This window comes from Streptomyces sp. CA-250714 (genome assembly GCF_050936705.1).
In the GTDB taxonomy this organism is placed as follows: domain Bacteria; phylum Actinomycetota; class Actinomycetes; order Streptomycetales; family Streptomycetaceae; genus Streptomyces.
Genome location: NZ_JBNJMI010000001.1, coordinates 3,015,111 through 3,033,609, shown reverse-complemented (window position 1 = coordinate 3,033,609; position 18,499 = coordinate 3,015,111). Strand labels below are relative to the sequence as shown.

General features: G+C 67.0%; 18 protein-coding genes. 5 read left to right on the top strand and 13 right to left on the bottom strand.

Annotation, left to right across the window (positions count from 1 at the left end):
- Window positions 1-714: 714 nt before the first annotated feature.
- Window positions 715-1,188 (top strand): very short patch repair endonuclease, encoded by a 474-nt coding sequence (locus tag ACQEU8_RS13390; RefSeq protein ID WP_383150740.1) that lies wholly within the window; start codon window positions 715-717, stop codon window positions 1,186-1,188.
- Here the strand turns inward: ACQEU8_RS13390 and ACQEU8_RS13385 are convergent.
- The 6 genes from ACQEU8_RS13385 to ACQEU8_RS13360 all read right to left on the bottom strand — a co-directional run bounded on the left by ACQEU8_RS13385 (window position 1,166) and on the right by ACQEU8_RS13360 (window position 9,050).
- The gene (locus ACQEU8_RS13385; RefSeq protein WP_433100206.1) at window positions 1,166-1,786 is read right to left on the bottom strand and encodes a hypothetical protein; all 621 of its coding nucleotides are present in this window, start codon (window positions 1,784-1,786) and stop codon (window positions 1,166-1,168) included. The genes ACQEU8_RS13390 and ACQEU8_RS13385 overlap by 23 nt on opposite strands.
- Window positions 1,786-3,438 carry a helicase-related protein gene (locus ACQEU8_RS13380; protein ID WP_382933903.1) on the bottom strand — a complete coding sequence of 551 codons (1,653 nt, stop codon included), beginning with the start codon at window positions 3,436-3,438 and terminating at the stop codon, window positions 1,786-1,788. Before ACQEU8_RS13380 ends, ACQEU8_RS13385 begins: the two co-directional genes overlap by 1 nt.
- Window positions 3,435-5,792 carry an ATP-binding protein gene (locus tag ACQEU8_RS13375; protein ID WP_433100204.1) on the bottom strand — a complete coding sequence of 786 codons (2,358 nt, stop codon included), beginning with the start codon at window positions 5,790-5,792 and terminating at the stop codon, window positions 3,435-3,437. Before ACQEU8_RS13375 ends, ACQEU8_RS13380 begins: the two co-directional genes overlap by 4 nt.
- Window positions 5,789-6,973, bottom strand: a complete 1,185-nt coding sequence (locus ACQEU8_RS13370; RefSeq protein ID WP_433100202.1) for a DNA cytosine methyltransferase — start codon at window positions 6,971-6,973, stop codon at window positions 5,789-5,791. The genes ACQEU8_RS13375 and ACQEU8_RS13370 overlap by 4 nt, the downstream gene beginning before the upstream one ends.
- 866 nt (window positions 6,974-7,839) lie before the next feature.
- Entirely contained in the window at window positions 7,840-8,130 is a 291-nt protein-coding gene (locus tag ACQEU8_RS13365; protein WP_433100200.1) for a hypothetical protein, read from the bottom strand.
- A 629-nt stretch (window positions 8,131-8,759) separates the two neighbouring features.
- Window positions 8,760-9,050 carry a hypothetical protein gene (locus ACQEU8_RS13360; RefSeq protein ID WP_433100198.1) on the bottom strand — a complete coding sequence of 97 codons (291 nt, stop codon included), beginning with the start codon at window positions 9,048-9,050 and terminating at the stop codon, window positions 8,760-8,762.
- A 188-nt stretch (window positions 9,051-9,238) separates the two neighbouring features.
- Here ACQEU8_RS13360 and ACQEU8_RS13355 point away from each other — a divergent pair, with 188 nt between their 5' ends.
- On the top strand, window positions 9,239-10,576 hold the full coding sequence (locus tag ACQEU8_RS13355) for an XRE family transcriptional regulator (RefSeq protein ID WP_433100196.1): 1,338 nt from the start codon (window positions 9,239-9,241) through the stop codon (window positions 10,574-10,576).
- A gap of 4 nt (window positions 10,577-10,580) precedes the next feature.
- Here ACQEU8_RS13355 and cutA read toward each other — a convergent pair whose 3' ends face one another.
- The 4 genes from cutA to mca all read right to left on the bottom strand — a co-directional run bounded on the left by cutA (window position 10,581) and on the right by mca (window position 12,898).
- Window positions 10,581-10,913, bottom strand: a complete 333-nt coding sequence (gene cutA / locus ACQEU8_RS13350) for a divalent-cation tolerance protein CutA (protein ID WP_433100194.1) — start codon at window positions 10,911-10,913, stop codon at window positions 10,581-10,583.
- Between the two features lie 82 nt (window positions 10,914-10,995).
- Entirely contained in the window at window positions 10,996-11,685 is a 690-nt protein-coding gene (msrA, locus tag ACQEU8_RS13345; protein ID WP_433100192.1) for a peptide-methionine (S)-S-oxide reductase MsrA, read from the bottom strand.
- Between the two features lie 45 nt (window positions 11,686-11,730).
- Window positions 11,731-12,015, bottom strand: coding sequence for a hypothetical protein (locus ACQEU8_RS13340; protein ID WP_433100190.1), 285 nt, complete (start codon window positions 12,013-12,015; stop codon window positions 11,731-11,733).
- Window positions 12,016-12,019: 4 nt separating this feature from the next.
- Entirely contained in the window at window positions 12,020-12,898 is an 879-nt protein-coding gene (gene mca / locus ACQEU8_RS13335) for a mycothiol conjugate amidase Mca (protein WP_433100188.1), read from the bottom strand.
- 178 nt (window positions 12,899-13,076) lie between these two features.
- Between mca and ACQEU8_RS13330 the strand changes: the two genes are divergently transcribed.
- Both ACQEU8_RS13330 and greA read left to right on the top strand, forming a co-directional pair.
- On the top strand, window positions 13,077-13,508 hold the full coding sequence (locus tag ACQEU8_RS13330) for a DUF4307 domain-containing protein (protein ID WP_433100186.1): 432 nt from the start codon (window positions 13,077-13,079) through the stop codon (window positions 13,506-13,508).
- A gap of 196 nt (window positions 13,509-13,704) precedes the next feature.
- A complete protein-coding gene (gene greA / locus ACQEU8_RS13325) occupies window positions 13,705-14,202 on the top strand; it encodes a transcription elongation factor GreA (RefSeq protein ID WP_433100184.1) in 498 nt (165 codons plus the stop codon).
- A 120-nt stretch (window positions 14,203-14,322) separates the two neighbouring features.
- Here the strand turns inward: greA and ACQEU8_RS13320 are convergent, their stop codons facing one another.
- The 3 genes from ACQEU8_RS13320 to ilvA all read right to left on the bottom strand — a co-directional run bounded on the left by ACQEU8_RS13320 (window position 14,323) and on the right by ilvA (window position 17,650).
- Entirely contained in the window at window positions 14,323-15,180 is an 858-nt protein-coding gene (locus tag ACQEU8_RS13320; protein ID WP_433100182.1) for an ABC transporter permease, read from the bottom strand.
- Window positions 15,177-16,229, bottom strand: coding sequence for an ATP-binding cassette domain-containing protein (locus tag ACQEU8_RS13315; RefSeq protein ID WP_433100180.1), 1,053 nt, complete (start codon window positions 16,227-16,229; stop codon window positions 15,177-15,179). The genes ACQEU8_RS13320 and ACQEU8_RS13315 overlap by 4 nt, the downstream gene beginning before the upstream one ends.
- A 173-nt stretch (window positions 16,230-16,402) precedes the next feature.
- Window positions 16,403-17,650 (bottom strand): threonine ammonia-lyase, encoded by a 1,248-nt coding sequence (ilvA, locus tag ACQEU8_RS13310; protein ID WP_433100178.1) that lies wholly within the window; start codon window positions 17,648-17,650, stop codon window positions 16,403-16,405.
- Window positions 17,651-17,878: 228 nt separating this feature from the next.
- On the opposite strand from ilvA, the gene ACQEU8_RS13305 reads away from it, so the two are divergent.
- On the top strand, window positions 17,879-18,463 hold the full coding sequence (locus tag ACQEU8_RS13305; RefSeq protein WP_433100176.1) for a MarR family winged helix-turn-helix transcriptional regulator: 585 nt from the start codon (window positions 17,879-17,881) through the stop codon (window positions 18,461-18,463).
- The last annotated feature ends 36 nt before the right edge of the window (window positions 18,464-18,499 follow it).

Below are 18,499 nucleotides of genomic sequence, written 5' to 3'. Positions count from 1 at the left end.
GGGGGCCCACTTCGGGCTATTGCGGGCAGGCTAGGAGCTGCCCGAGTCGCGGGGAGCTCACGGGCCCCCGACCTCTTGCCCTATGACAGCTCCAGCCCAAAGTCGTTCCACCAACCGCGTGGCTACGTATCCGTGTCATGATCAGGGACGGTCTTTGCAGCTAGCGTCTTGAAGGCCGTTTCTGCCTGCTTCCTGTCCTGCTCCGTTACTCCATCAGGGGAGTTGTGATAAGGGATGTAAGTTCTGGGGTGAGCCACGTGATCGAAATGCAGGGTGAAGCTGAGCAAAGACTGCCGGCGCTCGCGACGTCCCAGTTTTGCCTCGGCCAGGATCACATAGCCCCGGGGCTCAGGAGCAAAGCCAGGAGGCGAGACACCAAATGCAAACAGCAACTGCTTGGCTTCTCAGTCCCGTCACGGCAAAACCGCAGGCAAGGCATGGCCGTCTTCCGTTCTTGGCATGAGCTGTGATCTCGAATTACGCCAAGCAAGCGGTGGCCTGTCCACCGGTTCGCTCGGGAATCGGAGCCTCAGATCTCCACACGGCGAACAGACTGTGCCCGCAGGCTGCGCTGGGACTCGGTGGTGTGGGACGGGCCGGAGTCGGGTTACGCTGACGTCCGGTTCCTCGCTGAGCCCCATACAACCGGCGACTGGTGGGTCTCGGCTGTCGATCTCGTCGCGGACTTTGTCCTAGCGGATCTCGTCAGCCTTGATGAACGTGTGGGCTGCGAGGTCGGGGCCGGAGTTCGGGTGGAGGGATCTGATGTCCGCAGGTGTCGACCCGGTCGTCAGTGCCCGCATGTCTCGAATCCGAGGGCGAGACACCGGACCTGAGATGAGCGTACGTCGGGAGTTGCATCGGCGCGGTCTCCGGTACCGGGTGAACTTTAAGCCCGTGCCCACGCTGCGGCGGACGGTCGACGTCGCCTTCACCAGACAGCGGGTGGCCGTTTTGATCGACGGGTGCTTCTGGCATGGCTGCCCGGAGCACTTCCGGCCGGCGAAGGGCGATCGGAAGGAGTACTGGGCGGCCAAGGTCGCGGAGAATCAGCGGCGTGACCAGGACTCCACCAGGGCGTTCACGTCGGCGGGGTGGACCGTGCTTCGCTTTTGGGAGCACGATGGCCCAGTCGAGGTGGCCGACGAGATCGAAAACGAAGTGATCAGACGGTCCGTGCGTCGGTGATCATCTTCCGGGAGACCGCGTAGGTGACCTGCTCGCATCGTGCCCCCACGATGGTGGCTAGCGAGAGCGCGAGGTTCCACTCGTCGTCGGGCAGTGGCGCGGCGTTGGGCTTGGTGACGGCGATGGTGATCGGCTGCGACTCGGACTCGACCCGGCGTAGGCACGCGTGCCAGACCATGCCCTGAAGGCCGTTCATCGGGCCCCAAGTGACGAAGGCCGCCTCACCGTCGGGACCGTCAGCCAAGCACCGCATCGGCTTCACGTCCAGTGTCTCAGCGCGAGGGGTCCAACCCGCACCCAGGGCGACCCGGACCACCGACCGCGGACCGGGGTACTCGCGTGACGTCATCTGGGCCATAGGCCCGACCCCTTCGAGCGCCCGGCGGTACTGCTTCGCCGGTCCGTCCTTGATCCACGGGCGTATCTTCTCCGTGGGCATGAACTGAGCGAGTCGCCCCCCGATCTTGGGATCCTTGGCGAAGCGGTCGTACATCTCCGTCGCCGCAGGTGCTGAGACTTCCTCCCACCGTACGGTGTCGAAGTGGCGGGCTAACTCCGCGAAGATCTCCAAGCGGATCGGTTCCGGAAGGGCCGCCATCAGACCCCCTCGATGGGCGGGAACTCCAAACGGACGCTGTCGTCGGCTCTCCCAAGGTCACCCACGTCGGCCATCCATTGATCCAGGAGCCCCTTCACCCTCAGGTCCTCGAATTCGAACTGGTTCCGCCCGACCGATACCTGCTCGATCTCGCCCTCGGATACCTGTTCGCGCATGTCGTACACCTCGGCCAGCCGCCGGATGTCGCTGACGAAGTCCAGCACCTCCACGTGGGTCTTTCCCTTACGAAGACGCAGTCCGCGACCAAGCTGCTGTACGAAGATGCGCCGACTGTGGGTCACCCTGGCGAAGCAGAGGATGTTGACGTCGGGCACGTCGACCCCCTCGTTGAGGATGTCAACGGCGACGAGGATGGGCACCTCTCCTGAGCGGAACTTGAGTAGTCGTGTCCGTCGATCCCGCGTCTTCAGCTTGGCGTGTAGCGTCTCGGACCGTTCCCAGCCGGGCCGTCGGGCGAGCACGTCGCGCATCCGCTCCGCGTGCTCGATCGTCTGACAGAAGATGATGGCGCGTGGGTTCGTGGTCTGGTCCCAGACCTTCTCAAGATGCCCCCGGACTGACTCGTCCCGCTCGGGGATGAAGAGACGCTTGTTCAGGTCCTTGATGGAGTAGTCGTGCTCGGAGGCGTGGCGGACGAAGTCCCAGTCGATGTTGTCGGCGAACACGCGGTACTTCACGTCGGCGAGGTAACCCAGTCTCATGCCCTCCGAGATGGACACCCGCTCGACTGCTTCGCCGAAGGTCCGCTCGATGTCGTACTTGTCGCCCCGCCAGGGCGTGGCCGTCACACCCATCCGTTTGGCCTTGGGCAGCAGACCCACCATGGTGGCGTAGTTCCCGGCCTCTCCCACGTGGTGCGCCTCGTCCACTATCACCAGTTGAGGGTCATAGCCCGATTGAATGTAGTCACGTGCCGTGTTCGATACGCCGAAGGTGACGCCTGGCAGGGAGTCCGGTTTAGAGTCGCCGTGCAGCAGACGGGTCGGTACGTCCTTCGGGACGTCCCGCCACATCGCCCGTTCGAGTTGCTCCACGAGGTCGATCATGTGCGCAGTAACCAGCACCTTGGAGCCCGGGTTGGCGAGGAGGAATCGTCGCAACACCCTGCCGGCAACGACCGTCTTACCAAGGCCCGTGGCGAGGTAGATAAGTGCCTCGCCGGTGTCCTCTAGGGCGGCCCAGGCCGCTTCCACGGCGCGGTCCTGATAGGGGTGGAGGTCGAACGGTGTGACTCGCTGCGGAGCGCGATCGTAGATCGTCGCCAGGCGTCGGCCGTCCCAGAGGGTCACGTTGACTCCGACGTCCCTCAGCGCGTCCGCTCGCTCCTTGGCCTTCTGGGTGAACAGTCGGTTGGTGACCACGACCGCGCGGTGGATGGCGTAATGCCGCATCGCCGCGTGGGTCTCATCCACGGCCTCACGATCCACGTTGCCCGACTTCTTCCATTTCGACTGGAAGATCCATTCCTCATCGTTGAGTCGGCCAAGGAGGTCAGCACCTCTGTCTCCGGGACCATCGATGTTGACCACGTCCGTGAACGAGATCAGGCCGAGCAACCGCTCCAGCTGGCGTGTGAAGCCCTTCGGGCCCTCCTCGACGAGGAAGGCCGGCTCTAGGAATGATCTGTTCATGCCTGGACGATCTCCGTGTCCAGTAGGTCCGCGGTAAGGAGCAGGCGGGACAACTCCAGGGTGTTCTGCAGGGGTGGGCCCACGACCATCCGCTTGAGGTCGGCGAGGAAGGCGCTGATGCGGGCCACTTGGTCCGCCTGCGTCTTCTCGCCCAGCGCCGCGTAGGTGCTGCGGAACAAGCCGCCGTCCAGTACCAGTTCGGGACCGCTCGTAACGAGGTCGAGGACGCCCTCGGCGCCCAGGTAGCGTGCGAACTCGCCGTTTTCCACCGCCGCTTTCCAATCGACGTCCGGTGCCATCGCGATGGCGGACGACTCGGCGGCCCGCTTCGACTCGCCGGACAGCGCGGACCAGAACGTGGACGCGTCCTTCGAAGTGAGCTCGGCGAGCCGCTCGCGCAGGCCCTCCAGCAGCATCTCCGCGCGACTACGCACCGCGCTGGAGTCCACCCGCCGGTCCGGGAACTGCTCGAGGATCGAGGTCACCAACCCGTCGATGGAGCCCGATACGGAGTACACGCTCTTCAACTGTGGTGCCGTGCAGAAAAGCGCGACGTTCAGCGGGGACCACCCGTAGCGTGCGATCAGCGCGGTATCGGAGTCCACGTAGATCTCCACCTCGCCAGCTACGATCCGAACCACGGTCGGCTGCCGGTGGCCGTCCTTGATCAGTTCGACTCCAGAGGTGACATAGACGCGAAGGATCGCCTGAGCGGTACCGAGGCGAACTTCGCGGTCGGTGTCGGGAAGCAGCATCGCGTGCTCCCTGTACCTCGCGAAGCGTTGCTCTTCGGTCTCTGGCCGTGTCTCCGCAGCTGCCTCCGGCTGCTTCTGATCCTTGGACGGTGTGTGACCGTCGGCCGCCCCCGTCCCCAGATGTCCGAGCCCCTCCTCCTTGAGCCAGTCATCCTCGTGAGAGGGCGGTGCTGGCTCCGGTGATGGTCCGTTCTTGACCCGATCGTGATCGGCTGCGGCCTCGTACCACTTCTCGTCGGTCTGATACTCCGGATCCCCGCTGCGGAACTTCTGTGCCCATCTCTTCGCCTCAGTGTGGATGGCGGTGCTGCCGTTACCGGGCATGAGGTACCGGAGACCCGGCTTGTTCTCCCGGAACGCGTTGAAGAACCGGCTCATCGGAGAGTCGTTCTCACGACTGAACAGGCGCTTCGCGAGCTGTGGACGCAAAGGCAGGTCGCCTCGCACCTTCTCGACCATGTACCGCCACTCCGGCGACGACGTGTCGAAGTTGGTCTTGCGGACGTTGACCGGCGCGTGGTCGAGATGGATCTCGCCGACGATGCGGCCCATACCGAGCTCGATCGGATACTCCAGCTCGATGTCCCCGTCTGGCCCCTCCCAGTCGAACAGCGACCGGTCCCTGGTCGTGATCGCGCGCCCGTTCCGGAGGAACGTCAGACCGAAGTCGGACTTGTCTGCGAACCTCTGCACGCCCAGCCACCCCACGATCCGGCGCTCTCGCTCCTGGATGTCAGTGCTCTCGCAATCAACGCACTGGTCGTACCTTGAGGTGTACCAGCGCCCGCAGCTCATGCAGGCGAACGCGTTGGTGAGTGGCACGTCGATCGGTTCCGCAGCAGACACCTCCGCGGCCTTGTACGTGACCGACCGGGTCGGACCCCAGATGCATGGTACGAGAGGGGGTACCTGGCGAGCGTTGACGTACAGGCGCTGGTTCAAGCCGCCCATCAGCTCCGCGCCTGAATGAGGACCACCGGGATCACGCAGCATGTAGGTGTAGATCCGCCCCAGGTTCTTGCTGACCTCTCGGATCGAACTCGCCGACCTCAACTTGTCGACCATGTCTTCGCGGAGGTTCGTCACCGAGACGAGAGTGCCGTGCTCGTCGGGATCCTTCGGCTCGTAGAGGAGGGGCACCTCGTACGACGATCGCTGTTGCATCGCTCTAAGGTCGATGGTGGCGGTGATCCATTGGTCGTCGCCACGTCGTCCCGTACGGACCTCCGTCACCGTGCCAAGGCGGGCCGTGGCGATGTTGAAGCCCATGCCGAACAGGCCGAGACTGCCGAACCGTTGCTTACCCGACGTGCCGGCGCTCAGAGCGTGCCGCAATTCCGCCGGAGACATCCCCCGGCCGTTGTCACTAACGACGACCTTGGCGCCCCTGTTCGCCTTGCCCGCCGTGGGCAGGGTGATGTCTATTCGAGGTTCCAACGTCTCATCGGCACGGGTGGCCTCGATGAGCTCGTCGAGGCAGTTGTCGATCAACTCGCACAAACACTGGTGGAGTTGGAGGTCGACCTCCGCGATCATCTCCAAGATCCGCGGCGACGGCGTCAGGTTGAGGGTGCCAGGTCGCGTCTCCGTCTCCGTCATGATTCGGCTCCCTCCGCGCGCAGGGCGGCATGGACGCTGCTGGCCACGACCCGCGCCAGCTCGACGGGGACCGCGTTACCGAGCTGGCGCATCGCCTTGCCCCAAGGGCCGTGCAACTCGTAGTCGTCAGGGAAGGTCTGCAGGCGGGCGCTTTCCCTGACCGTGAAGTAGCGTATGGAGCCGTCCGTCTCACGCAGCATATTCTCGCCGCCGGGGACCCCGTGATGCCCCGCTTTCAACGTCTTGGCCGGCCAATCCATCGGGCTACCGGTGTGACCGTGGTAGGAACGAGCTCCGGGCTGAAGGACGTGGTTGAGGACGCCCGTAGCGCCCGTGAGCGTCGGCTCGGGAAGACCGACCAGCGCATCACGTATGGTGCGCCAGCGTGCTTGGACCTCGTCCGGCCGCAGTTCCGCGGGGATGGGGACGTTGGGCCGTTCCGGACGTCTCGCCTTGGGTACTTCGTGTTCCTCCCAGTACTCGCCAGTGGTCCACTGGGAATGCAGCAGCGCCCTCTTCGAGTGCGTAGCATGCGGGAATTCCCAGGTCACGTCCAGATCGTTTCGGAAACCGACCAGGAAGACGCGCTGGCGCTGTTGCGGTACTCCGTAGTCCGCCGCGTTGGCGAAGGCGGGTGTGACCCGGTAGGTCAGCTCTTGGTTGCCGATGTCCTTGCGTGCCGCCTGGAGCCGCCGCAGGTGATCCGCCCACAGTTCGTCGGGCTCCGCGGCGACGAGGGGCAGCGAAAGCCTGGCCTGGATGTACTGGAAATAATCGGCGAACCTCGGGCGCGCTAGGCCCCTCACGTTCTCGATGATGAACGCGCGGGGCCTCAGATGGGCGACCACCTCCGCCGTGGCCGGGAACATGTCACGCTCGTCGTCGTCCGCCTTGCCGTAGCCGCCAATGGAGAACGGCTGGCACGGCGGACCAGCGGCGACGAGGTCCACCTCGTCAGTGATGCGGGACCAGTTGAAGTCCCGCACATCGCCCTCCTCGACGTGCCAGTTCGCGACGAGCTCGTGACCCCGGGCCTGGTTCTGTCGCACCGTGTCACAGGCCCACTTGTCTAACTCCAGGGTCGCCAGCGGGTCGAAGCCGGCCTCCTGACAACCCAGCGCGAGCCCGCCCGCGCCAGCGAACAACTCCACGCTCGCGAGCCGGGTGGGCGTGTTCCTCATCAGTAAGAGGGAGGGGCAGCGAACGGTAACGCTCGCGGGGACGACCGCAGTCTCAGACATCCACTTCTTTCCAGCCGTAGCCTTCGTCTGAACATCATGATGCCGCACGGTCTGACGATCTTGCCAGGACCTGCTGGTCTCCTGATCGTCCCAGACATGCTCGAACGGTATGCGCGGACGCCGCCCCCGGCAGTGGGGCCTGCTCCACCATCGGGACACCTGCACACCCCGCCCACGGTTCGCAAACGAGATCTTCGGCCGTGCCACTCGCCTGCCAGATGGGACGGGGCGTAACGGGGAAACCGGGGGTATCAAGGGCGAGTTGACGGCCACTGGGCCAGTATGTGCCCTCGCAGGTCAGAGCGGATCTGCCCTACAACACTCCTAAAGCGGGTGTCGCCTCTCGGAATGATGGCCTGGCCTGCCCACTGGGTGCTCCTCAGCGAGCGCTCCGAGTGCGCGCTGGGGGTCGGCTCAGCCGCTCCGGCCGGGCGTGCGGCCTTCGGCCGGTCCCGTCCGGGCGGCAGCCGCCCCCGGGCTGACAGACGACATGAGGCATGAGGAGCCCTGCTGATCGCAGGTCTTTCGTTGGCCCCAGTGCGCCCACCGGGAATTTCAGCAGTGCCGGCTCTCGTATCGAGCCCGAGTTGGAGCCCGCACCCTGTTGTCGGCGGAGATGACGACGAGCGGCAGTCGACGTCAGGGAACTGCTTGCGCGGCGTGGTACAAGGGGCGCTACAGCGCGCCCCTTGACCCCGCCCGAGCGGCACGTCCTCAAGCGCGGATGCGGGCATCGTTGGGGCAGAGATCCGTACGCGCTTGAGAACGTGCCGCCTGTGCCTCCCTCTGCCCCCGGTGTAGGGACCTCAGCCTGCTTCCCGCAGTTGGGCAGACGCGACCCGCACCAGCATGGCCAACTCCCGAGCAGCTTCCACCGGGACCGCCAGCCGGACCACGCCCGAGCCGTCCGCAGTCGCATCAGCCCGCGCCCGCAGATCACCGGTGTCGACTCCTGCGGCTCTCAGCGCGTGCAACAGCTCTTCCCCCGTCTCCTTCGCGTCCCGCCATCCACCCACGTAGTCCACTCCGCGCACCCACAACTCTTCGTCCAGACTGGCCGCCTCACCGTCGAACCTGCCGTCCCCAGGGCCGCACATCCGTCTCAAGTCCCTTTCTCCGCACGCCGTCTGACGTTGACCGTGTGGGCCGTGCCGAACGAGAGCACGACGACGACCCCGGTACCATCGGCACCGGGGTTCGTGATCGATCCCCAGCCGGACCACCCCGGATGCTGTCCAGGCGAGGGGTGGTCCGGTATTGCGTATGCGGTTGTTCCGCGTGGCCCGACTCCCCGTCCATCGACGGGAACGAGGGACGCGGGAGTCGGGCCGTCTCAGGGCGACAGCGGTTTCAACGCCCGCCACCACCCGACGACCACTTGTTGAGCTTGCGCACGGCCGCCTCCAACTCTTCTCGCTTCGTCGCCTGATCTTTCTGCCCGTGGCCGCGGCTTTGCTGCTTTCCTTGGGCCTCCGCCATCAGTACGGCCTCCAAGGACTCAGTGCGCCCTTCCGCCCCTGTGGTGCCAGGCCCGCTCTCTCGCACAGGAGCCGCGTCAACTGTGCTTCCAGCAAGGCGGCATCATCCACGGACAGCACAGCCGACTCGGTCGAGACGTGAGCGTCACCCCGAAAGACCTGAACCGGGATGTGGAACCGGTCATCGACCAAGCGCACATCGCCAGCCACCTTGAAGCGGCGTGGCATGTCCTCATTGCGGTGGCCGCTCACCTCATCACCGCCATGTCGTATCGCGTGTACGCCAGCACCGCGCGACGAAGCCGCTCCCGCTGCTGTGCTTCCCGCCTCTCGTGTGCCACGACATAGGGCCGGACCAGGCCGACATCTTCGCCACGCAGCGAAGACCGATCGAAGACCCGATGCACGCGCGGCAGCATCAGGGTCGGGGTGTCGCCGCGCATCGCGGGGGAAGCTGTCTCGACAGTGCGATGACGACCCGCACCAGGCAGCAGGAGTTGCAACAGCCATCGCACGAATTGAGGGATAGGGTTTGCCACGTTGACGCTCCTACACAGCGTTGACCACGCCCCCGGACCGTTCGCATCGGTCGCGGGGGTCTCTTGCGTCGCCAACTGTGCTGGGAGAGAACGGCGGTGGCTTCCCGCCCGTGGCTATCCCCATGATGGGTAGGCTGACGGTCAGGCTTCGCGACACACTGTCACCAGCAGGCGCAACGGGGCACACGATGACTGGTTACCAACCGCCGACCGCACTACCGCGAGAACTCCTCAGCCACCCCGAGATGCGCGCCGCGATCGTGGCTCACGACTTCGGCGCGGTCTTCTCACTCGCCCGCCAACAGGCCAAGATCAGCTACTCCAAGATCGCCGCCGAATGTGACATCAAGCCGGAACGCGTCGGCACCCTCGCCCGTGGCCAGGGCCGCATCACGTCATTCGACAAGATCGCAGCAATCGCGGATGCCTTACGCATCCCCGGACACCTACTCGGCCTCGCCCCCCGAGACTGGGAAGCAGCAACCGCATCCGGTCACGCCCCTACCGCCTCAGCACGCTCCACGCCCGCCACGCGAGAGGGAAGCGAATCAGTGCTGCGCAGGGAATTCTTCAAAAGCTCGGCCGGAGCAGGTCTGGTACTCGGCCTGCCCGAACTGACCCAGATCAAGGCAGGCCGACACATCGGCCGAGACGTGCCGGACCAGTTGCGCCACCGCACGGCACGACTGCGGCGCCTCGATGACGTCCTCGGCGGTGGAGACACCTACCGCGTCTACCTCGGCGAGTACCAAGCAACCAAGACGATGCTGCGAGAGGGCAGCTATACGGAGGAGACCGGGCGCGCGCTTCTGTCAGTGCTCTCCGAGCAGGCGCAGCAAGCAGGATGGGCCGCGTTCGACGCGGGCAATCACACCGACGCCCGGAGCCTCTACGAGGACAGCCACCAGGCCGCCACCGAGGCGAAAGACGCCGCCCTGGCCGGGAACGCCCTGGCCTTCCTCGCCTACCAGAAGATCAACACGGACCGGTCTGCCGGGATAAAGACCGCCGTCCAGGCATGCCGCACCGCAGGCCCCGACGCCCCGCCCGGGGTACGCGCACTGCTGCATGAACGACTGGCATGGGCCTACGCCGTCGCCGGGAACGCCAGCGAGACCGAACGCGCTCTGAACATCGCGGAAGGTGCCCTCAGCGAGAGCGACGGAAGCCCGCAGCCCGACTGGTCATCATGGGTCGACCGTAACGAGCTCCAGATCATGACCGGCCGCTGCTGGACCGAGCTGCGCCGGCCACTGCGCGCCGTTCCCGTCCTGGAAGACGTGCTCACCCGGTACGACGACGCCCACGCACGGGACAAGAGCCTCTACCTGTCGTGGCTCGCGGACTCCTACCTCGCTGCTGGAGAGATCGAGCAGGCCACGGCCATCACCAGCCGCGTACTGGAGCTCTCAGCCGGAGTGGCGTCCGTCCGCCCACGGCAGCGCCTCGCCCCGATCCTCCAGCAGCTCAGCGGTCACCACGAGCTTCCGGCCGTCGCCGAAGTGCTGGAGAAGGCCAGGGCCTGAGCGGTCAGTCCGCAGGGTTCGGGTCAGTGGTTCGCTCCACCCACCGCAGATAGGCATCCGAACCCGCCACGATCGGCACGGCCGACACCTCCGGGTTCTTCCACGGGTGATGCTCCAAGAGGTGCGTCTCAAGATCTGCGTACCGGTCGGCACGGGTCTTGAACAGCAGTTGCCACTCTTCCCCCGTGCCGAACTCGCCCAGATGCCAGAAGACGGAGACCACCGGACCCACGATCTGCGCACCGGCCGCAAGCTGGGCCGTCACCACCGACCCCGCAAGTTTCGTGGCTTGCTCGCGAGTCTCCGTCGCCGTCGCCACCTGAAGGAAATCAGTCATGCCTGCGACCCTAGTTCGCGTCACGGGTCACCGCTCCAACGCGGGCGGAAATGGGGCGCCCAGCCCGTGAAAACGGCGCGCCTCACTCGCCGGTGGGCATGATCCCAGTGGGGCAGGAGCCACCCTCGGGCGGGTCACTTAGCTTGACGCCCGTGCCGCCGATTCCGCAGTAGCCGCCGGGGTTCTTGTCCAGGTACTGCTGGTGGTAGCCCTCGGCGGGGTAGAAGGGGCGGCCCTCGGCGGGGAGGATCTCCGTGGTGATGTCGCCGTGGTTGGACGCGGTGAGGACCTGCTGGTAGGCGTCCCGGGAGGCTTCGGCGGCGGCTGCCTGGGCGGGGGAGTGGGTGTAGACCGCAGAGCGGTACTGGGTGCCGGTGTCGTTGCCCTGGCGGAAGCCCTGGGTCGGGTCGTGGCCCTCCCAGAAGCGCTTGAGCAGAGCCTCGTACGAGACCTTCGACGGGTCGTACACGACGCGCACGGCCTCGGTGTGACCCGTCAGCCCCGAGCAGACCTCCTCGTACGTCGGATTCGGGGTGGAGCCGCCCTGGTAGCCGACGAGAGTCGTCCAGACACCGTCAGTCGTCCAGAAGACGCGCTCGGCGCCCCAGAAACAGCCCATGCCGAAGTCGGCGATCTCCAGGCCCTCCGGGTACGGACCCTGGAGCGCCGTGCCGAGCACGGTGTGCCGCTCGGGGACCGCGTACTCCGGTTCCGGGCGGCCCTTGAGGGCCTCCTCAGGAGTGGGGAGGCGGTTCTTGAACCTGCCGAACATGTCGTTCTCCAGACGGACGGAGGTTGGACGCGGAGGGGCGCGGACTCAGCCCTTCCGCTTCGGGGGTGCCGAGGCCGCGGCCTCGGCGGGTGCGTCGTCATCCCCCGCGGTCTTCGCGGAGGCTTCTTCCGCTGCGGGCTGCTCGTCCGCCGGCTGCTCCTCGAAGTCCACGCGCTTCATGTGCTTGTTCATCGACTTCATCAGCATCCACACGGCGGCGCCGATCAACGCGAAGACGATGAAGCCGAGCACACCGGGGGTCACCTTGTTCTCGTCCAGGTCCTTGGCCAGCGGAAGGACCTGGACGAGCGTTGTCTGCGTCGGGCTCATACCGTCAATTCTCGCGGATCCCCGCGAAGAGGTCGTCCTCGGGGAGGGAGGTCTCCACGCGGGACTTCGCCAACTCGTACTCCTCGGTCGGCCAGACCTCCTTCTGGATCTCCATCGGGACCCGGAACCAGCCGCCGTCGGGGTCGATCTGGGTGGCGTGCGCGATCAGCGCCTTGTCGCGGATCTCGAAGAACTCGCCGCAGGGCACGAAGGTGGTGATCTGGCGCTCCTTGATCCCCATCTTCTCCCAGCGCTCCAGCCACTCCGTGTACGGGGACTCCAGGCCGCGCTCCAGCATCGCGTTGTGCATCGCCTCGGTGCGCTGCCGGTTGAAGCCCTGGTTGTAGTAGAGCTTCTGCGGCTGCCACGCCGGGCCGAACTCCGCCTCCGGGTACTTCTCGGTGTCGGCGGCATGCTCGAAGGCGACCATCGAGATCTTGTGGGTCATGATGTGGTCGGGGTGCGGATAACCGCCGTTCTCGTCGTAGGTGGTGATCACCTGGGGACGGAACTCGCGGATGAGCCGCACCAGTGCGCCGGCGGCCTCGTCCACGTCCTGCAGCGCGAAGCAGCCCTCCGGCAGCGGCGGCAGCGGGTCGCCCTCGGGCAGCCCCGAGTCGACGAAGCCGAGCCACGACTGCTTGACGCCCAGGATCTCCCTGGCCTCGTCCATCTCCTTGCGGCGCACCTCGTGGATGTGCTCCTCGACGTAGGTGTCACCCTGCAGCTTCGGGTTGAGGATGGAGCCCCGCTCTCCCCCCGTGCACGTCGCGACGAGCACGTCCACCCCCTCGTCGACGTACTTCGCCATGGTGGCCGCGCCCTTGCTCGACTCGTCGTCGGGGTGCGCGTGCACAGCCATCAGTCGCAGTTGCTCAGTCACAACTCAATCCTCATAGGTCAAAGCGGCTCCGCCATCGGCCCGGCCCGCCTTCAGCGGTTTCGCGAGCGGCTCCTATAGTGACCGAATCAGCACCGTGATGTATTCCCGGTACGACCCCGCTCAGCTCCGGCCCGGCCCTCCAGGGCGCCGCCGGAGCGCATGCCGAGAGGAACGGACCATGGTTGACCTGCGCCAACAGGTCCCCGAAGGGCGTTACGGGCGCACGGCGGGCAGCTCAGCTGGCCGGGGCGGGAGCGCGGAGGCGCGCACGGACCGCCGTCTGAAGATCACCGGCGGGGTGCTGGGTGTGCTGATGCTCGCGCTGATCGGCTGGATCGGGGCCTCCTACGTGTCGAGCCAGGACGTGAGCGGCGAACTGATCAAGTTCAAGGTCGTCTCCGACAGCGCGGTCGAAGTGCATCTGGAGGTCCGCAAGGACGCCGATGCCGCGGGCGTGTGCACGCTGCGTACCCGGGCGGAGGACGGCAGCGAGGTCGGCCGCAAGGAGGTGGAGTTCCGCAACGGGAGCTCCCGCGTCGACAAGGTGATCACGGTGCGTACGACGGCTCGCGCCACCAGCGCGGAGCTGGTGGGCTGCCAGCAGCAGTGAGCCCGGCGGCGGCCGGCTCTGCCTTGCCCACCGCCATGCCTCGCGCACCGCGCTGACCTGCGGCGGAGCGAGGGTCTTCTTCCCTTTTCCGGCGGAATTGTTAAGCTCGTGGTTTCGCCCACCAGTGAAGGCGCACCCTTTCTGGTAGGGCGTTTGCTGCATCAGCTGATATCCCCAGTACCGACGAGGAGCACCTGTGACCCAGACCAGCGAGAACGTCACCTGGCTGACCCAGGAGGCGTACGCCCAGCTCAAGGCCGAGCTGGAGTACCTGTCGGGTCCTGCACGCACCGAGATCTCCAAGAAGATCGAGGCGGCTCGCGAGGAGGGCGACCTCCGCGAGAACGGCGGGTACCACGCGGCCAAGGAGGAACAGGGCAAGCAGGAGCTGCGGATCCGGCAGCTTCAGCAGCTCCTGGAGAACGCCAAGGTCGGTGAGGCTCCGGCGGACGACGGTGTGGTCGAGCCCGGCATGGTGGTCAAGATCGCCTTCGACGGCGACGAGGACGACACCATCACCTTCCTGCTGGCGTCCCGTGAGTACGCCAGCTCGGACATCGAGACCTACTCTCCGCAGTCGCCGTTGGGCTCCGGCGTGATGGGCAAGAAGGTCGGCCAGGACGCCGAGTACGAGCTGCCGAACGGCAAGATGGCCTCGGTCCGCATCCTGGAGGCCAAGCCGTACCAGAGCTGAGCCCCAGCCGGGGCTGGACCCTGGCAGGGCACCCCCTCCCCGAGCCTGCGGGCCGGGACCCCGAACACCGAAGGCGGACGGCCCGCGCAGCAGCGCGGGCCGTCCGCCTTCGGTGTGTGCTCACGCCGTCGCCGAGCGGTACTTGCGGACCGCCAGGGTGCGGAAGACCACGACGATGGCGACGGACCAGAGCAGCGAGGCCCATGCCGGGTGCTGCATCGGCCAGGCGTCCGGCACCGGGTAGTGCGGCGGCAGATTGCCGAACAGCTCACGGCAGGCGACCACCGTCGCGCTGAACGGGTTCCACTCCGCGACGTGCTGGAGGAACGTCGGCATGTTCTGCGAGGGCACGAACGCGACGGAGATGAACGTCAGCGGGAACAGCCAGATCAGCCCGCCGGAGGTGGCGGCCTCCGGAGTACGTACGGAGAGCCCGATCAGCGCACCGATCCAGGTGAACGCGTAGCCGAGCAGCAACAGCAGCCCGAAGCCGGCCAGGGCGTCGAGGAGGCCGTTGTGCGGCGCCCAGCCGACGATGGCCGCCACGACGGCGAGGACGACCAGCGTCAGTGCCGTCTGCACGAGGTCGGCGATGGTGCGTCCGGTCAGCACGGCGCCGCGGGTCATCGGCAGCGAGCGGAACCGGTCGACGAGGCCCTTGTGCATGTCCTCGGCGATGCCGGCGCTGGCGCCCGCCGTCGCGAAGGTGACGGTCTGCGCGAAGATGCCCGCCATCAGGAACTCGCGGTAGGAGCCGGGGTCCGTCCCGGCGCCCGGCACCTTGATGGAGCCGCCGAAGACATAGCTGAACAGCACCACGAACATGATCGGCTGGATCAGCCCGAAGATGACGACCTCGGGTATGCGCACCATGCGTATCAGGTTGCGCTTGGCCATCACGAGAGAGTCGGTTATCGACTGGGTGAGGCCGCCGCGCCCGCTGGGGGCTGTCGGCGCCGCCTGCGCTGTGGCAGTCACTTCGTGGCCTCCTCGGACTCGGGCGTGTGCGGGGTGGTGTCGGCGGACTCGTCCTCGGGCGGGTTGCCGCGGGTGGCTTCCAGCTCCCGTTCGGCCTCGGCCGCGTGGCCGGTCAGGGAGATGAAGACGTCGTCGAGGGTGGGGCGGCGCAGGCCGATGTCGTCGATTTCGATACCGCGTGCGTCCAGCTCCCTGATGACCTCGGCGAGGAGCTTGGCGCCGCCGGTGACCGGGACGGTCAGCTTGCGGGTGTGCTGCTCGACGGTGCAGCCCTCATGCGCCGTGCTGCGCAGCCCGTAGCTGTTGAGGACGTCCATCGCCGCGGGGATGTGCTCGCGCTCGTGGACGACGACCTCGATGCGCTCGCCGCCGGTCTGGGCCTTGAGCTGGTCGGAGGTGCCGCGGGCGATGACCTTGCCGCGGTCGACGACGGCGATGTCGTGCGCGAGCCGGTCGGCCTCCTCCAGATACTGCGTCGTCAGCAGCAGCGTCGTGCCGCCGGCGACCAGTTCCTCGATGACCTCCCACAACTGCTGCCGGTTGCGCGGGTCGAGGCCCGTGGTCGGCTCGTCCATGAACATCACGGGCGGGCTGACGACCAGCGCGGCGGCGAGGTCGAGGCGGCGGCGCATGCCGCCCGAATACGTCTTGGTCGTACGGTCGGCTGCGTCGGCCAGGTTGAAGCGCTCCAGCAGTTCGGACGCGCGCTTCTTCGCGTCGCGTGCCGACATCTGGTAGAGCTGCCCGACCATTTGCAGGTTCTCGCGGCCGGTCAGATACTCGTCGACTGCCGCGAACTGGCCGGAGAGGCCGATCGAGCGGCGTACCGCCGTGGGGTTCTTCAGCACGTCGACACCGGCGACGACGGCCTTGCCCGCGTCGGGCTGCAAGAGTGTGGTCAGCACCCGGACCGCGGTGGTCTTGCCCGCGCCGTTCGGCCCCAGCAGGCCGAGCACGGTGGATTCGGGGACGTCGAGATCGACGCCGTCCAGAGCCCTCACCTCGCCGAAGGTCTTCACCAGTCCCTCGGCGTAAATGGCACCTGGCATGGATGGACTCCCAGAGTGTGGAGCGTGAAGCTCTACGAAGATGCTAGATCCGCCGGACAGTTCCGGCATGTACGGAATGCACTACGGGCGAAGCCCGTCGCACAGCAGTATGAAGTAACGCGATGTATCGCGTCAACAAATACGCGATAGTCCGCCTCCGGCTCTCCGGTCTCTCAGCTCATCACCGTGTAGCCCGCCGCCCGCAGCCCCGAGGCGACCTCGACGCAGTGCTCGGGGCCCTTCGTCTCCAGGTGCAGCTCGACCTCCACCTCGTCCAGGCCGAGCCGCGGGTCGGTCCGCACATGGCTCACGTCCAGCACGTTGGCGTCCATCACCGACAGCTCCCCGAGCAGCGCCGCCAGCGCCCCCGGCCGGTCCGAGAGGCGCAGCCGCAGTGACAGATAGCGCCCGGCCGCGGCCATGCCGTGCCGCAGCGTCCGCTGCATGACGAGGGGGTCGACGTTCCCGCCCGAGAGCACCGCGGCGACCGGGCCCTCGAAGCTGTGCGGAGCCGACAACAGCGCTGCCACCGAGCTCGCCCCGGCGGGCTCCACCACCAGCTTGGCCCGTTCCAGACAGAGCAACAGCGCGCTGGAGAGGGCGTCTTCGGACACCGTGTGGATGTCGTCCACCAGGGTGCGGATGATCTCGAACGGTACGTCGCCCGGCTTGCCGACCTTGATGCCGTCCGCCATGGTCGAGACCGACTCCAGTGCCACCGGGCGGCCGGTCCGCAGCGACGGCGGATACGCGGCCGACCCCTCGGCCTGCACCCCGATCAGCCGCACGTCAGGGCGCAGCGTCTTGATGGCCACCGCCATCCCCGCGAGCAGTCCGCCACCGCCGACGCCCACCACGACGGTCCGCACCTCGGGGATCTGTTCCAGCAGCTCCAGGCCCAGGGTGCCCTGGCCTGCCACCACATGCGGGTGGTCGAAGGGGTGGATGAAGACGGCACCGGTGGCGTGCGCGTACTCCTTGGCGGCCTCCAGGGTCTCGTCCACGACCTGGCCGTGCATCCGCACCCTGGCCCCGTACTCACGGGTGGCCGCGACCTTCGGCAGCGGCGCCCCCACCGGCATGAAGACCGTGGAGGTCACGCCCAGCAGCGAGGCCGCGAGGGCGACGCCCTGCGCGTGGTTGCCCGCGCTCGCGGCGACCACCCCGCGCCGCCGCTCCTCGGGCGAGAGCCCCGCGATCCGTACGTACGCGCCGCGCAGCTTGAACGATCCGGTGCGCTGGAGGTTCTCGCACTTGAGGTGGACGGGCGAGCCGACCAGCGAGGAGAGGTGCCGGCTGCCCTCGACGGCAGTCGTACGGGCGACTCCTGCGAGGGTCTTCTGCGCGAGGCGTACGTCGTCCAGCGAGACGGGGAGTTCGCGGTGCTCGGAGGGGGTGGAGGGCGTTGCACTGGTGACCATTCGGCCAGTCTGGCAGTCAGCGCCCGGGCAGGCAGGCGGACGGGTGCCGGGCGGAGGCGGGGGGCCGGGGTGGTCCGCGTCACTGGTTTGTGCACTGGAGGTACGACTTGGGGCTGCTCCGCGTACTCTGTGCCCACCACCTCAGGGTCGACCCACCCAATAGACCACCCCAGAACTGTCAAAATTCCACAAAAAATCCCGCAGACCGACGAAGTGAGCGCACCTGCCATGCCCACGCACCCGGACATGACGACAGACACCCCCGACGCGCCGGACAACGAACCCGCGGTGCCTGCCGACGACGGTGCCACCGCCTCAGCCGCCCCCGATGCCGCTTCCCCGACCGCCGTGCTGGACGCGATGCAGCACCAGCTGGCCGTGTACGCGCGCCGGGCGGAGCAGACCCGGCTCGGCGGGCTCGGTCAGGCCCGCAACTCCATGGACCGCGCGGCCTACCTCCTGCTCAACCGGCTCGACCAGGAGGGCCCGATGGGCGTCAAGGCGCTCGCGGCGGGCATGGGCATCGACTCCTCGACGGTGACCCGGCAGGTCGCACCGCTCGTCGAATCCGGCCTGGTCAAGCGGACCTCGCACCCCGAGGACGGGCGCGCTGTCGTGCTCCAGCTCTCGCCGCGCGGCGAGGCCAGGCTGGAGGAGGTGCGCTCCTCGCGCCGCAACCTGATGCAGCTCATCACCAAGGACTGGACCGACGAGGAGCGCGCGACGTTCTGCACGCTGCTGACGCGCTTCAACACGTCGATGCTCGAACTGCACCCGAGCAGCCTCGCGCAGCCCCCGAGGCCCGGTTCCTGACAAGTCCGGCTTTCCTGCGCCCCAGCCCCTGGCACG

Bases quoted from the DNA above. Each gene is read 5' to 3' on its own strand.
- ACQEU8_RS13390 (WP_383150740.1), top strand. From the start codon at position 715: ATGAACGTGTGGGCTGCGAGGTCGGGGCCGGAGTTCGGGTGGAGGGAT.
- ACQEU8_RS13385 (WP_433100206.1), bottom strand. From the start codon at position 1,786: ATGGCGGCCCTTCCGGAACCGATCCGCTTGGAGATCTTCGCGGAGTTA.
- ACQEU8_RS13380 (WP_382933903.1), bottom strand. From the start codon at position 3,438: ATGAACAGATCATTCCTAGAGCCGGCCTTCCTCGTCGAGGAGGGCCCG.
- ACQEU8_RS13375 (WP_433100204.1), bottom strand. From the start codon at position 5,792: ATGACGGAGACGGAGACGCGACCTGGCACCCTCAACCTGACGCCGTCG.
- ACQEU8_RS13370 (WP_433100202.1), bottom strand. From the start codon at position 6,973: ATGAGGAACACGCCCACCCGGCTCGCGAGCGTGGAGTTGTTCGCTGGC.
- ACQEU8_RS13365 (WP_433100200.1), bottom strand. From the start codon at position 8,130: ATGTGCGGCCCTGGGGACGGCAGGTTCGACGGTGAGGCGGCCAGTCTG.
- ACQEU8_RS13355 (WP_433100196.1), top strand. From the start codon at position 9,239: ATGACTGGTTACCAACCGCCGACCGCACTACCGCGAGAACTCCTCAGC.
- cutA (WP_433100194.1), bottom strand. From the start codon at position 10,913: ATGACTGATTTCCTTCAGGTGGCGACGGCGACGGAGACTCGCGAGCAA.
- msrA (WP_433100192.1), bottom strand. From the start codon at position 11,685: ATGTTCGGCAGGTTCAAGAACCGCCTCCCCACTCCTGAGGAGGCCCTC.
- ACQEU8_RS13340 (WP_433100190.1), bottom strand. From the start codon at position 12,015: ATGAGCCCGACGCAGACAACGCTCGTCCAGGTCCTTCCGCTGGCCAAG.
- ACQEU8_RS13330 (WP_433100186.1), top strand. From the start codon at position 13,077: ATGGTTGACCTGCGCCAACAGGTCCCCGAAGGGCGTTACGGGCGCACG.
- ACQEU8_RS13315 (WP_433100180.1), bottom strand. From the start codon at position 16,229: ATGCCAGGTGCCATTTACGCCGAGGGACTGGTGAAGACCTTCGGCGAG.
- ilvA (WP_433100178.1), bottom strand. From the start codon at position 17,650: ATGGTCACCAGTGCAACGCCCTCCACCCCCTCCGAGCACCGCGAACTC.
- ACQEU8_RS13305 (WP_433100176.1), top strand. From the start codon at position 17,879: ATGCCCACGCACCCGGACATGACGACAGACACCCCCGACGCGCCGGAC.